12 protein-coding genes and 1 pseudogene are annotated in these 13,398 nt (G+C 74.4%); 2 read left to right on the plus strand and 11 right to left on the minus strand.

From position 1 onward, the window contains the following. Window positions 1-78: 78 nt before the first annotated feature. From GC722_RS03715 to GC722_RS03725, 3 genes are read right to left on the minus strand one after another with little or no spacing between them, the layout of a single operon-like run. Window positions 79-510: a VOC family protein gene (locus GC722_RS03715; RefSeq protein ID WP_331714354.1), complete on the minus strand. Its 432-nt coding sequence runs from the start codon at window positions 508-510 to the stop codon at window positions 79-81. Window positions 511-550: 40 nt separating this feature from the next. Beyond that, window positions 551-1,027: an SRPBCC family protein gene (locus GC722_RS03720; protein WP_156608079.1), complete on the minus strand. Its 477-nt coding sequence runs from the start codon at window positions 1,025-1,027 to the stop codon at window positions 551-553. Further along, complete coding sequence (locus GC722_RS03725) at window positions 1,024-1,479, minus strand: ArsR/SmtB family transcription factor (RefSeq protein WP_331714355.1); 456 nt, start codon at window positions 1,477-1,479, stop codon at window positions 1,024-1,026. Before GC722_RS03725 ends, GC722_RS03720 begins: the two co-directional genes overlap by 4 nt. 121 nt (window positions 1,480-1,600) lie before the next feature. On the opposite strand from GC722_RS03725, the gene GC722_RS03730 reads away from it, so the two are divergent. After that, on the plus strand, window positions 1,601-2,458 hold the full coding sequence (locus GC722_RS03730) for an NAD-dependent epimerase/dehydratase family protein (protein WP_156608081.1): 858 nt from the start codon (window positions 1,601-1,603) through the stop codon (window positions 2,456-2,458). Between the two features lie 21 nt (window positions 2,459-2,479). Here GC722_RS03730 and GC722_RS03735 read toward each other — a convergent pair whose 3' ends face one another. Then, window positions 2,480-2,830: a TFIIB-type zinc ribbon-containing protein gene (locus GC722_RS03735; RefSeq protein ID WP_156608083.1), complete on the minus strand. Its 351-nt coding sequence runs from the start codon at window positions 2,828-2,830 to the stop codon at window positions 2,480-2,482. A gap of 55 nt (window positions 2,831-2,885) precedes the next feature. Here GC722_RS03735 and GC722_RS03740 point away from each other — a divergent pair, with 55 nt between their 5' ends. After that, window positions 2,886-4,166 carry a sigma-54-dependent transcriptional regulator family protein gene (locus tag GC722_RS03740; RefSeq protein ID WP_156608085.1) on the plus strand — a complete coding sequence of 427 codons (1,281 nt, stop codon included), beginning with the start codon at window positions 2,886-2,888 and terminating at the stop codon, window positions 4,164-4,166. Window positions 4,167-4,646: 480 nt separating this feature from the next. Here the strand turns inward: GC722_RS03740 and GC722_RS03745 are convergent, their stop codons facing one another. The 7 genes and pseudogenes from GC722_RS03745 to GC722_RS03775 all read right to left on the minus strand — a co-directional run. Continuing rightward, entirely contained in the window at window positions 4,647-5,720 is a 1,074-nt protein-coding gene (locus tag GC722_RS03745; protein ID WP_156608087.1) for a substrate-binding domain-containing protein, read from the minus strand. Window positions 5,721-5,776: 56 nt separating this feature from the next. Beyond that, complete coding sequence (locus GC722_RS03750; protein WP_156608089.1) at window positions 5,777-9,265, minus strand: hypothetical protein; 3,489 nt, start codon at window positions 9,263-9,265, stop codon at window positions 5,777-5,779. 122 nt (window positions 9,266-9,387) lie between these two features. Then, window positions 9,388-10,137 (minus strand): YceI family protein, encoded by a 750-nt coding sequence (locus GC722_RS03755; RefSeq protein ID WP_331714356.1) that lies wholly within the window; start codon window positions 10,135-10,137, stop codon window positions 9,388-9,390. A gap of 81 nt (window positions 10,138-10,218) precedes the next feature. Continuing rightward, window positions 10,219-10,914: an HAD family hydrolase gene (locus GC722_RS03760; protein ID WP_197429758.1), complete on the minus strand. Its 696-nt coding sequence runs from the start codon at window positions 10,912-10,914 to the stop codon at window positions 10,219-10,221. Between the two features lie 107 nt (window positions 10,915-11,021). After that, a complete protein-coding gene (locus GC722_RS03765) occupies window positions 11,022-11,231 on the minus strand; it encodes a helix-hairpin-helix domain-containing protein (protein WP_156608093.1) in 210 nt (69 codons plus the stop codon). A gap of 137 nt (window positions 11,232-11,368) precedes the next feature. Continuing rightward, the gene (locus tag GC722_RS03770) at window positions 11,369-12,124 is read right to left on the minus strand and encodes a MerR family transcriptional regulator (RefSeq protein ID WP_156608094.1); all 756 of its coding nucleotides are present in this window, start codon (window positions 12,122-12,124) and stop codon (window positions 11,369-11,371) included. A gap of 257 nt (window positions 12,125-12,381) precedes the next feature. Continuing rightward, a pseudogene (locus tag GC722_RS03775) lies at window positions 12,382-13,158 on the minus strand (Abi family protein); the annotation flags it as partial. Window positions 13,159-13,398: the final 240 nt, after the last annotated feature.

Raw genomic sequence — 13,398 nt, forward strand, 5'->3', positions numbered from 1 at the left:
AGGACCGGGGCGGGCCCGGCCGGGCACCCGCCAGGGAGAGCCCTGGTGGGTGCCCGGTCCGCCCCCTGTGCTGCTGGCTCAGCTCCCTCCGGAGCCGATGCGGTGCTCGTGCGGGATCAGCGGCTTCTCGCCCCGGACCCGCAGCTGCTGCACGGCCCAGGTGTTGCCGTCGGGGTCGCTGAAGCCGAAGAAGGTGCCGCCGTCGCGCTCGTCGAGGACGACGACCTCGCCCGCCTCGACGCCGCGGGACAGCAGCTCGGCGCGCGCGGCCCCGGCGTCGGCCACGCAGAGCTGCAGCCCGCGCAGCGAGCCCGGAGCCATCTCCTGCTGGGCGGGCAGGGTGCCGACGACGATCGAGCAGCCGGAGCCGGTGGGCGTCAGCTGGGCGAAGCGGTGCTCCCCGGCCCGGGTGTCGTGGTCGAGAGCGAACCCGACCCGGTCGCGGTAGAACTCGATCGCCCGGTCCACGTCGCTGACGGGGACGACGACGACCTCGAGGGTCCAGTCCACGGGAGTCTCCTTCCTTGTGGTGTGGTCGTCCGGTGCGTGGTCAGCCGGCGTCGAGGATGTCGTCCAGGCGCTGGTAGCCCTCCTCGACACCGGTCTGCATGCCGCTGGCCACCATCGCGTCGCGGGTCTCGACGCTGGGGTAGACGGCGTGGCCGACGAGACGGGTCCGCCCTCCCTCGAGCCGCTCGAAGGTGAGGTACTCCAGGCTGATCTGGTCGGGAGCGCCCTCGAACTCGAAGGTCTGCACGGCCAGCTCGTCGCGGCGGACGACGTGGAAGACGCCGTTGAAGGCGTACTCCTCGCCCGTCGGGGTGCGCTGGACGAAGCGGTAGCCGCCCCCGGTGGTGAAGTCGTGGCGCTGCAGGTCCGTCTCGTAGCCGTGGGGGCCGATCCAGCGGGCGTACAGCTCGGGGTCGGCGTGGGCCTGGAACACCTTCTCCACCGGCGCCTCGAACTCGCGCACGATGTCGATGAAGGGCAGGCCCTCGGGGGCGGAGATGGTCACGGGGTTGGTCATGTCTGGTCCTCCTGCTCGGTGTGGTTGTGGTCGCTGTCGTCGTGCTGCGTGTCGTCGTGCTGCGTGTCGTCGTGCTGCGTGTCGTCGTGCGGGGGGTGCTGTGCCGGCCCGTCCCGGTCCTCCTCGGCCATCGAGGCCAGGACGTCGTCGAGCGAGCGGTAGCGGGCCTCGGCGACGAGGCGGTAGCGGTCGATCCAGGCGGTGAGCTGCTCGAGCCGGGCGGGCGCGAGGTGGACCGGACGTCGTTGCGCCTCGCGGGTGCGGGTCACCAGCCCCGCCCGCTCGAGCACGGCGATGTGCTTCGACGTCGCCTGCTTGGTGATCGGGAACAGCTCGGCCAGCTCGTTGACCGTGGCCGGGCCCCTGCTCAGGCGGGCCACCACCGCCCGGCGCACCGGGTCGGCCAGGGCCAGGAAGGCCCGGTCGAGCTGCTGATCCGCCGTCTCGTCCACCCTGCTCCTCCGTCGTGATCAACCGATGGGTTGATCACACCACCACATCGCCTGGTTGTCAACCGTCTGGTTGATCACGGTCGGGGTCGGGCGCCCCGCCGGGGTGGGGCAGACTCCTGGCATGCGCATCGCGGTCACCGGAGGGTCGGGCAAGCTCGGGCGGACGGTCGTCCGCGAGCTGCAGCGGAACGGGCACGAGGTGGTCAACCTCGACCGCCAGGGCGCCCGCGGGCCCGGCTACCTGCCGGTCGACATCACCGACCTCGGGCAGGTGGTGGACGCGCTGGCCGGGGTGAACCGGAGCGAGCCGGTGGAGGCGCTGGTGCACCTGGCAGCCATCCCCGCGCCCGGGCTGGCCACCGACGCCGCCACCTTCAGCCACAACCTGGTGGGCACCTTCAACGTGTTCTGGGCCGCCGTCCGGCTGGGCATCACGAAGATCGTCTACGCCTCCAGCGAGACGGTGCTGGGGCTGCCCTTCGACACGCCGCCGCCCTACATCCCGGTCGACGAGGAGTACCCGGCCCGGCCCGAGTCGGTGTACTCGCTGGTCAAGCACCTGGAGGAGACCATGGCGGTGGAGCTCTGCCGGTGGTACCCCGAGCTCTCGATCAGCGCCTTCCGCTTCTCCAACGTGATGGAGCCGGCGGACTACGCCGCCTTCCCGGCCTTCGACGCCGACGCCCGGGCCCGCAGCTGGAACCTGTGGGGCTACATCGACGCCCGGGACGGCGCGCACGCCGTGGAGTGCGCGCTGCGGCGTGCGCCGCAGGGGTTCGAGCGCTACGTCGTCGCCAACGCCGACACGGTGATGAGCCGGCCCAACGCCGAGCTCGTGCAGGAGGTCTTCCCGGGGGTGGAGTACCGGCCCACGGCCGGACCGAACGACACCCTGCTCTCGATCGACAAGGCACGCCGGCTGCTGGGCTACGAGCCCCGGCACAGCTGGCGCGACCACGTCGAGGCCGCGCCCGCCTGAACCGGCCGGGCCGACCCGGGCTCAGCCGAAGAGCTCGCCCAGGAAGCCGCCGCGGCGGTGCCGGGAGTGCCCGTACCGGTTCGGGGAGCCGTACCGGTCGGGGGAGTCGGGTGACCCGGGGCTGCCCCAGCGCCCGTGCGGCGGCATCGCCGCCTGCTGCTGGGGCGGGCGGTAGCCGGCCGCGGGCGGCGGCGTCGCCTGCCCGGAGTAGGTCGCCTGCCCGGCGTAGTACGCGCTCTCCGCGTCCGCCAGCCGCTCCAGCTCACCGCGGTCGAGGAACACCCCGCGGCAGCCGGTGCACTGGTCGATGGTGACCCCGCTCCGCTCGTACTGGCGCATCGGGGACTCGCACTTGGGACACCGCAGCTCCATGCCGGGAGTCTAGACAGCCTGCCCGGAGTCCGCAGAGGGCGCGTACCCTGCGCCCATGGGTCACGACGTCGCGGTCCCCGCCGGAGTGGACGCCGCGCGTCTGGCGCGGGCGCTGCTGGACGCCCACGACGCGTTCCTGGCCACCGGCGCCGTCTGCCCGACGATCCGCCCGGTGGTGCTGGACTCGTGGCGCCGCAGCATCGCCGAGGGGCTCGACCCCGAGCGCGACCTGCCCCCGCTGCGCCTGGACGAGGACGCCCTGGCCGAGATCCGGGCCGCCCACCCGCTGCGCACCGCGATGCCGGTGATCCGCCGGCTGCTGGTCGACAGCGCCACCGAGGCCGGGCTGCTGGTGGCGGTGAGCGACGCCGTCGGGCAGCTGCTGTGGGTCGAGGGCGCCCCGCACCTGCGCTCGCGGGCCGAGCGGGTGAACTTCGTCGCGGGGGCGGACTGGTCCGAGTGCAGCGCCGGCACCAACGCTCCGGGCACGGCGCTGGCGCTGGGGCGTCCGGTGCAGCTGCTGGGGCCCGAGCACCTGGTGCGCCCGGTCACCCCGTGGAGCTGCTCGGCGGCCCCGATCCACGACCCCGACACCGGCGCGGTGCTCGGCGTGCTGGACGTCACGGGCGGGCCGGAGGTCGCCAGCGCGCAGAGCCTGGGCCTGGTGTGGGCCACCGTGGCCGCGGTGGAGGCGGAGCTGCGGATCGAGCGGCTCAGCCCGCCGGGTCGCCGCCCGCCCGCGCGGCCCGGCCCGCGGCCGGCGCGGCTGGACGTCCTGGGCTGCCGTGCCGCCACCCTGCACCACGGCAGCAGCACCACCCGGCTCAGCCTGCGCCACTCCGAGCTGCTGCTGCTGGTGGCCACCGCGCCGGAGGGGCTCACCGCCAGCCAGCTCGCGGTGGCGCTCAGCGAGGAGGAGCAGGCCGACGTCACCATCCGCGCCGAGATGTCGCGGCTGCGGACCGTGCTGGGCGACCTGGCCCTGCGGTCGCGGCCCTACCGGCTGGCGGGGTCGCTGGAGCTGGACGTCCGCCGGGTGCGCCGGCACCTGGCCGCCGGCGCGCTGCGGCGCGCCGTCGCCGCCTACCGGGGGCCCGTGCTGCCCGACTCCGAGGCTCCCGCGGTGGTGCGGCTGCGGCGCGACCTGCACCGCCAGCTGCGATCGGCCCTGCTCGCCGGCGACGACCCCGACGCGCTGCTGTCCTTCGCCGACACCGAGCACGGCCGCGACGACCTGGAGGTGTGGCAGCGCGCGCTGGAGTGCCTGCCCGCCGGTTCCCCGCGTGCCGCGGAGGTCGCGGCCCACGTCGCCGCACTGGACGCCGAGCTCGGCTGATCCCGCTCGTCCGCAACGTCGTTGCAACGTCGCGTGGCTACCGTCCTTCCCAACCACCGTGGGGAGAGGGGTTGCCGATGAGCGGGCCAGCCGGCCAGGGGCGCAGGACGCCGCCGCCCGGCCCGCCCGCGCCGGCCCGCCCCGCGGCAGCAGGCCCCCGTCCCGGGCGACCGGGCCGGGTACGGGCGCGCACGGACGCCGAGCCACCAGGGTGGCCGGACACGCCCGTGCAGCGCGTCGCTGTGACCCCGGAGGCTGCTGCCACGACGCGCAGCCTCCGGGCCCGGCACGTGGGCGTGCCGGCGCCGGGGCGGTGCCGGTCGCCGAGGACGTCGACGGGCTGACCCGGCCGGGGGAGGTCCGTCGACCGGCGCACCCGCGAGGTGCGCCGCGCCCGGTGTGCCGTCGCTACCCCCGAGGCGACGGCACACCGGTGCTGCCGGTCACCGCCCGGACACCGACGGGAAGGCCGCGGGGCGCTCAGCGGGACGGCGGGGCCGTGGAGGCGCGGACGTTCAGCCGGGGCAGCAGCGTGGTGCGGGTCAGGGTGGTGCCGGGCCGGCCGGCGTGGCGCACCAGGTCCAGGCAGGCGCGCACGGCTGCTGCCCCGACGTCGCTCTTCGGCGGGCAGACGGCCGTGAGCGGGATCGCGGCCAGGGCGGCCACCTCGTCGTCGTAGGCCACCACCGACAGGTCCTCCGGCACCCGCAGGCCCCGGTCCTGGGCGAGCCCGACCAGGCTGATCGCCGCCTCGTCGGGGAGCACCATCACCGCCTGCGCGGCGACGTCCCGCGCGGTGTCCAGGACGGCCTGCAGCCGGGCCGCCGACTCCTCCGGCGCCACCCCGGCCAGCGCGATCGGCACCTCCACCAGCAGCCCCTCGGGGCACCGCGCGGCCATCGCCCGGGCCACCCCCTCGCGGACCTGGGTGGCGGTCGTGCTCTCCCGCCAGGCCAGCACCAGCCGACGGTGGCCGAGGTCGGCCAGGTGGTGCACCGCGAGCGCCCCGCCGTGCTGGTGGTCGCTGCGGACACCGCCCACCACCACCTCGGGTCCGCCCTCCTCCACCCGCCGCTCGACCACCACCACCGGCACCGGCGCCTGCTCCAGCACCCGGTAGGTCGAGGTGTCCTGGCCCAGGTCGAGGCTGGGGGTGACCAGCAGGCCGTCGACGGCGGAGGCCACCAGCCGGTCGACCTGCTCGACCTCCAGCCGCGGGGAGTACTCCGAGATCGCCAGCACCAGCCGGACCCCCAGCTCGGCGGCGGCGGCCCGGGCCCCGCGGACCACGTCGGCGTAGTAGTAGCTGGCCGAGGGGACCACGAGCCCCAGGGTGGCCACCGGCTCGCGGCTGCGGGAGCGCGGCTCGCGGGGGCGGACGGCCACGGCGCCGCCGTGCACCCGCTCGAGCAGACCCCGCTCGGCGAGCTGCACCAGGTCGCGGCGCACCGTCATCCCCGAGACCCGCCAGCGGCGGGCGAAGTCGGCCACCGCCAGCGTCCCGCGCAGCTCGAGCTCGTGCAGGATGCGGGCCTGCCGCTCGGCGGGGATCATGGGCCCATCCAAGCCAGCCGGCGGCGCCGCGGGGAAGGGGTCCGCCGCCGCCCGGCTCAGCCTGCCACCTCGACCGTCAGCGGCTCGCTGCTGGTGACGCCGGCCGCGTTGAGCAGCTCGAAGCGGTACACGTGCCGGCCGGGGGCCAGACCGTCCAGGGCGACCTGCACCCGCTGGGCGCGGGGGCTGTCGGCGGTGAGCCGTCCGCTGCGGATCACCACCCCGTCCTCCCGCAGCCGCCAGTCCTCCCCGTTGGTGCCCCACCACAGGTCCGCGGTGAGGGTGTGGGAGCTGGCGCCGCGACGGTGGTCGGTGCGCAGGTCCGGGCGCCCGGGGGCGGCGTCGGCGACCTCGACGGTGACCGGGCGGGTGGGCGTCCGGCCGGCGCCGTTCACCAGCTCGGCGGTGTAGGTGTAGCGGCCGTCGGGACGTCCGGCCACCGCCACCCGCACCCGCTGCGGCACGGCCTGCTCCGGGTCCAGCCGCCGGGCCGCCAGCAGCGCACCGTTCTCGTAGAGCCGCAGCAGGCTGCCCGGCTCGCCCCGCCACAGGTCCATGGTGACGGTGTAGGACCCGTCGGAGAGACCGGTGTCCCAGCCCTCGTCGGCGGAGAGCCGGCCCTCGCCCGGGGCGGCGGTGGCGTCGTCCTCGGGCACGGTCAGCGGCAGCGGGTCGCCGGTGCCCAGCGCCTCGAAGTCGACCACCCGCCCGTCCACCACCAGCTCGCCGCCGGCGGTGGTGGTCGAGGTCAGCGGACCCTCGGCGGAGGTCGCCAGCACGACGCGGAAGTCGGCGCTGGTGCCGGTGGTGGAGAGCCGCAGCGCGCCGTCGACCACCTGGGGGCGCAGCCCCGCCGGGCTCACCACGAACCCGCTGAGCACGGCGCCGCCGGCGGAGGTGAAGGTGAAGTCCGGCTGGTTGGGTCCGGGCTCGGCGGGGACGCCGATCTCGACCCCCGGCTCGGGCCGCAGCTGCCAGTCCCAGCGGTGGGAGGTGTCGTCGGCGAACCGGTCGTGGACCACCACCAGGGCGTCGGCCCGGTGACCGGCGGCCAGGTCCACCACCTGCTCGCGGCGGGCGACGTCCACGCCGAAGTTGGCCGAGCCGTCGAGCTCCAGGTGCCCGCCGCCCTGGCCGGCGAAGGCGGTCGAGGAGAGGGTCCGGCCGGCGCCGGTCACCGTCTCGTACTGGTTGCGGTACGGCTCCAGCCGGCCGTCCACCAGCGGCTTGCTCCACAGCGACGGGTCGGTGCTGGCCTTGCCGCCCTGCTGGGCCCAGGTGGTGTCGTGGCTCATCCACGACAGCGAGAAGGTCTCCGCCGCCGACCAGCCGCGGTGCTGGGTGCCGCGGTTGGAGGTGACGACCAGGGTGTCGTCGGCGTCGGCGATGCGGTTGCGGAAGGCGAAGAAGCCGGGCTCGTCGTCCAGCAGCGCCCGCCCCAGGGAGGGCTCGGTCGCCTCGTCGGGGTCACCGCTGCCGCCGGGGTGGTAGAGCACCGACCACAGCGAGTGGACGTCGTCGAAGCGGGGCGAGGGCGCGGCCGTCCCCTGCACGGCGTCGTAGGTGTGCTGGAGGGCGGGCAGCGCACCACCGGGGGTCAGGGGGAACAGCAGCGGGAAGATGCCGCTGACCTGGCCGGAGGGGCCGCTGACCCCGAACTGGGCCACGTCGCCGTCCTCGCGGCTGGAGGCCACGTGCAGCGCCAGCTCCCAGAACCGGGGCCGGGCCAGGTGCTCGTCCAGCACCTGCAGCCCGGTCCCCTGGGCGAAGTAGAGCGAGGGCAGCATGTACAGCGCGGTGTAGTGCAGGTAGTCCCAGCCCTCCTGCGTCCAGCCGGTGCCGGAGTAGCCCTGGTCGAGGTGCTGGGCCACCTGGTCGGTCAGGTAGGCGATCCGGCGGTCGTGCAGGCCGAAATCGCCGTCGCCGCGGGCCGACAGCAGCAGCGCCAGCTCGGTGGTGCGGGCCACGCCGACCCAGTTGCTGGTCTTCTCGACGTCGTCGAGGCCGTCGTGGTGGTAGGTGGAGAGCAGGTCGACCGAACGGGTCATCAGGTCGCGCACCTGCCGGCGCTGCTCCTCGTCCCAGCCCTGGTAGGCCCAGTCGTACACCGGCGCGAGCAGCAGGTTGGCCCGGCCCAGCTCGAGCCCGGTGTTGATCTCGCGGGCGACCACGAAGCCCTCGGCCGACATCACCGCCGCGTGCGCCTGCTGGGCGTACCCGCGGTCCCCGGTGACGACGTAGGCGAAGGCGGCGTCGCGTCCCCGGTACAGCCCGGCGCTGCCGTTGGTCGGGTAGGCGGCGTCACCGCGCGCCAGCCGGTCGAGCAGCGCCTGCCAGGCGCCGGTGGCGGTGGGGTCGCCGGCGGCCAGCCGGTCGCGGACGTCCTGCACGGTGTCGGTGTCCATCACCGCGCGGGGGTGCTCCGAACGACCGACCACCGCGCTGGCCAGCAGCTCCTCGCCGCGGACCATCCGCACCAGCGTGCCCGGGCCGGCGGCGAGCGTGGTGGCTCCTCGGCGTCCGGGCAGCGGCGTGGTGCTCGACCCGACGACCAGGCTGAGGCCGCCGTGGTCCAGCTGCGGCGGCAGCGACCAGGAGACGTGGGCGCCGTCGTCGCGCTGCAGGGCGGTCAGCGTGACCACCCGCTGCTGGATGGTGAACTGCTCCGGGGTGGTGACCGTGGCCGACGGCGTGCTGGCCACCGGCTGCCCGGCGGCGTCGAGACCGACCACCCGGTAGCTGTAGGTGGTGCCCGGCAGGACGTCCTCGTCGGCCGTCGTCGCGGCCTGGGCGTGGTCGAGCAGGTTGGCCGGTGCGGGCACGACCTCGGCCGAGCCCGGCACCCGGTGCACGGCGTAGCGGGCCACCCGGGGCGCCCGCTCGCCGAGCGACCAGAACAGCTCGGTGGTGCCGGTGCCGGTGGCCGAGGCGGTGAGGGTGGGGCCCTCGACGGTCTCGGCCAGCTCCAGGTCGGCGAACCACAGGGTGCCGGCGGCGCGGTCCAGCATCGGCTCCACCGAGATCTGGGTCGCCTCGGCGGGTAGCACGACCGAGGCCGAGTAGGTGCGCCAGTCGAAGGTGCCGCTCAGGTAGGGCCCGCGGGCCGCCGGCAGCACGTTGCGGCCGTCCGCGGCCCAGGCCTGCACCCGGATCATGCTGAACCCGCCGCTGAGCCCGTCGCCGCGGACCCGGGCGGTGACGGTCAGCTCCCGCGGCGTGCCGGCGGCCACCGGCAGGCGCTGGGTGAGCGCCAGCCGGGCGTCGGCGCCGGACACCGAGCTGATGGCCAGCGCCGGGCCGCCGTCGGGCCCACCCGTCTGGTGGACCGTCACCCGCGCCGTGCCCGCCGGGGCCCAGCGGGACCACCCGACGGGGAAGCCGTTCGCGTCGACCTGGGCGAAGGTGGGGTTGGTCAGCGCCGGGACCGCGGCCGCGGCCGGCACGGCCACGGTGAGGGAGGCCAGGGCGAGCAGGGCCGCCAGCAGCACCACCGGCAGGCGACGCGCCCGTCGTGGTGCTGCTGGGCTGGTGGTGCGGTGTCGCATGGTCCTCCGTCCGTCGGGCCCCACCACCGCTGGGGAGGTGGTGGGGGTGCGGCCGAGGCTAGGGAGGGCTGCGCGAGGGGGGCGAGAAGGTGAACAGAAGTGCACACCGGTGCTCGCAGGGGTCAGCGGGTCAGCCGGACCAGGAACTCGACCTGGCCGGACTCCTCGACCTGGACGAAGCCCAGGTCGGGTGCGTCGATGCCCCAGTTGGCGAAGGTGACGTCCACGCTGCCGGAGGCGGCCACCGCCTCCCCGTCGCGCACCACCTGGATGTCGGCGACCACCTCGCGGGACACCCCGACCAGCTCCAGCTCGCCGCGGGCCTGCACCTCGACCGGCTCCTCGCCCAGCGCCGGCACGCTCACCGGCTCGGTGAGCCTGAAGGTGGCGGTGGGGTGCTCCGAGACCCGCATCGCGGTGCCGGTGAAGTAGCTGTCGCGGCGGTCGGAGTCGGTGGCCACGGTGGCGACGTCCACCTCGACCACGGCGCTGGTCAGGGCGCCGTCGGCCACCTCCGCGGTGCCGGTGACGTCGTCGGTCCGGCCCACCACGGTGACGTCCTCGCCGTTGAGCACCTCGTCGACCCGGTACCCGGCCTGGGAGCCGTCGGAGACGGTCCAGCGGCCGTCCAGGTCGCCGGTGCCCGGGTTCTGCGGGTCGGATGTCCCGGTGCCGGCGGTTTCGCTCCCCGGCGTCGGCGGATCAACGCTCTCCGGGGCGGACGGGGAGGTGGCGAGGTCGTCGACCGACAGCGGTGCGGGCGCGGCGTCCTGGCTGCGGGCGTACAGGATCGGACCGAGCACGACGGCCAGCACGACCACGACGGCCACGGCGGCGACGACGAGCAGGGTGCGGGGGCGGGGGGTTCTCACGGCGGGCTCCTCGGAAGTTGATGCTTCAACATCCAGTGCACGAACCGCACCGCGACGGAGTTCCGGCCGCGGCCCACCGTCTCAGCGGCGCGCCGGACCCTGCTCGGGCAGCTCGAGCTCGTCGAGGCCGCGGATGCGGGGGACGTCGACCCCGGCGTGGGCGTCGGTGCGGTCCAGCAGCACCGCCGACATCCCGGCGGCCAGCGCCCCGCGGACGTCGTTCTCCAGCGAGTCGCCCACCATCAGCACCTCCTCGGCCCGGACGCCCAGCCGCTCGACGGCCGCGGCGAAGGCGAGCGGGTGCGGCTTGCCGAAGGGCAGGGTGGAGGAGGCGATGAGCACGTCGATCTCGGCGGTGAGCCCGACGACGTCCAGCTTGTCCCGCTGCTGCGCCTCGTCGCCGTTGGTGAGCACGCCGACCCGCAGCCCCTGCCGCCGCAGCCGTCTCAGCGTGGGCACGGCGTCGTCGAAGCAGCACCAGCCGGCCCGGTAGTGCTCCAGGTAGCCGGCGAACCGCCGGTCGGCCTCGGCGTCGTCGCTGAGGTCCAGGTGCGGGGCCAGCTCACGGACCCGGGCCCGGCGCTGCTCGGCGAAGCTGATCTCCCGGGCCTGGTAGCGCCGGTAGTGGGGTTCGCTCAGCTCGGCCCACCGGCGGGCCAGCTCGGCGGGCTCACCCGTCACGCCGAGGGTCGGTGCCCAGGCCACCACCGCCGCGTCGGCGGCGCGGACCTGGTCGACCAGGGTGTCGTCGAGGTCGAGCAGGACGGTGCTGATCACCGGCTCATGCTCGCACCCGCCGCGCGCCCACGGGGAGCGTCCCGGCGCGGGGCCGGTCAGTTGGAAGGGTCGGTCAGCCGGGAGGGCCGATCAGCGGGGAGGGTCGGTCAGCGGGGAGGAGCGCCGCGGGCGGCGAGGGCGTCGCGGAGCACGCGCAGCGCCTTGGGCCCGAGGCCGTGGAGCCGGAGCAGGTCGGCGTCGGACCAGCCCGCGGCCTCGTCCAGGCTGCGGATGCCGGCCGCCCGGAGGGCGCCGAGCGCGGGTCGGCCCATGGCGGGCGGCAGGTCGCCGTCGGTGGTCGGGTCCGGTGCTGCCACGCGGGTGTCCTCTCCTCGTCCCCGGGATCTCGTCGTGCCGAGGGTGTCAGCCGTGTGGACCAGGCCGGCAGCCCGGGCTCATCGCGACCGGAGGTGGGCGAGCAGCAGCAGGACGTCCTCGGCGGGCGTCGGACCGCTCACCGGCGTCCGGGCTCCGGCGGTGCCGGGTCCCCGTCGACGAGCCCGCTGGCGATCACGCTGGCCCGGCCCAGCACGTCGAGCTGGGCGGGGTTGTACAGCGCGACCACCGACTCCAGGAAGGTCTCCCGGGTGACCCGCTCGCCCTTGGACGGGTGCTCGCCCGGGTCCCTCAGCCACGGGTAGTCGGCCAGGTGCTGGGCCAGGGTCACCGCGTACCGCTCGGCGAGCGCCTGCCGCGTCGCCTCGTCGGCGTCGGCGGCGAGCCCGTCGAACTCCTGGCTCACGTCGTCGGGCTCGGACTCCAGCATCTGACGCAGGTCGGCCATGGCCGACTCGTCGTAGAGCTGGGAGTAGATCAGCATCAGCGACCGCTCCGACGGCGACAGCCGCGAGGCGAGCGCCTCGAAACCGGCGGGCAGGTCGGTCACCGTGGACCCCTGCAGGATGGCCTGGATCTCGGCGCGGGCGCGCTGCAGCCGCTCGATGCTGGCGGCCAGGTCGGCGTCGACGGCCCGCAGCGCCGCCGTGGCGGTGTCGCCGCTCGAACCCACCTGCTCGATCTGGTCCAGCGGCACCCCGAGGTCGCGCAGCCGGCGGATCTGCAGCAGCCGGACCAGGTGGCGGACCTCGTACTGCTTGTAGCCGTTGGTCATCCGCCCGGGCTCCTCGAGCAGATCCACCCGGTGGTAGTGGCGCACCGTGTTCACCGTCGTGCCGGCGAGGTCGGCCAGCTCCCGCGTGCTCCAGACCATCGCGCGCCTCCTCTCCCGGCCGGTTCCCGGGACGGAGCCATCCCAGACCCTGTTCCCACCACAGGGTCAAGACGCGCCGACGGCCCGGCTGTCGAGATGCAGCCAAGATTGCCGAACCGCAGGCGTGGAACTTTGACGAAGCCGCCCCGATCTGCAGAATCCGTCAAAGTATGGACCCGCGCGAGACTTCGCTCGCTTGGAGATCGCAGGTCACGGACGAGTACGGTCGCAGACCGATGTCTCGGATCGGCGCTGGGTCAGCTCCTGGACCATAGCTCGAACTCGGCCCAGTCTTCTGGGACACCCATGGAGGCCGGCGACAGTGCGTGGGACGATGGAAACTCCTCGATCAGGTCGACGAGCCACCGACACCACCCGGGGTCATCCTCGATCGACCTCAGCAGGTAGGCGATGACGGCGAGCGTGTTGTAGGTGCCGAAGACGCCTTTGGCCGTGGCCTCGTCGCGGAGATGGTCGAGCAGGGGCAGTTGCCCCTTCTTCGGACGTCCTGGGGCGTATTGCAGCTTGCGGTTGAACAACCGGGCTTGGTGTGCGGCAACTTGGCGCATGTAATTCAGGCTGGCCAGCCAGCTGACCATTAGCGTCTTGGTCGGAACAGCGAATGAGCGTGCGATCTCCTCCGCGTACTGCTGGTGCAGTCCGCGGTAGAGGCGCGCGAGGTGCTCCATCTCCATGACCTCGGTGAGCGCCCAGATCGGCATCTGGCCGTCGTGCTTGTCGCGGAAGTGTGCCACGAACCCTTCGTCGGAGCCGTCACGGCGCTCTAGCACCCGCCGGAGCCACTCGGCGTGTTGGCTGGGTGCCGCGTCTCCGGTCTGGGGTCTTCCTGCGGTGCGGTGAACGTGTCGGTGAAGACCAGGGTCTTCGTGCGCGAATACCGGGCTGCGGCCAAGTACGTAGCCGACCTGCATTCGCACAGCGACCTCGATGCGCTCTACACCGTCCATGACGAGCATACTGAGCCGTCGGTCGAAGTCGATGACTTGGCGGGCGTGCTCCAGCGTGGTTCCCGACTGGTAGTCGCTGAGGACCCGCCGAGCGGGTCCGTCCCTCTTCGTCCTTGCAGGGCTCCGACTGGCGGAACGGGTAGAGGTAACCCGTCAGCCGGTAGTAGCCGACAGCCGCAGGAGTGCGTGGGCACTCTCGAGAGAGCCGAGTTCGATGCCCCGCGCGGCCAGCTTCGCGGCCTGGTCCTCGATGGGGAGCCAGGGCTTCGTGTACGCCACCATGACCACTCCCTGGAAAGACAATCA

Origin of the sequence: Auraticoccus cholistanensis, from assembly GCF_009742705.1 — a bacterium.
Lineage (GTDB): Bacteria > Actinomycetota > Actinomycetes > Propionibacteriales > Propionibacteriaceae > Auraticoccus > Auraticoccus cholistanensis.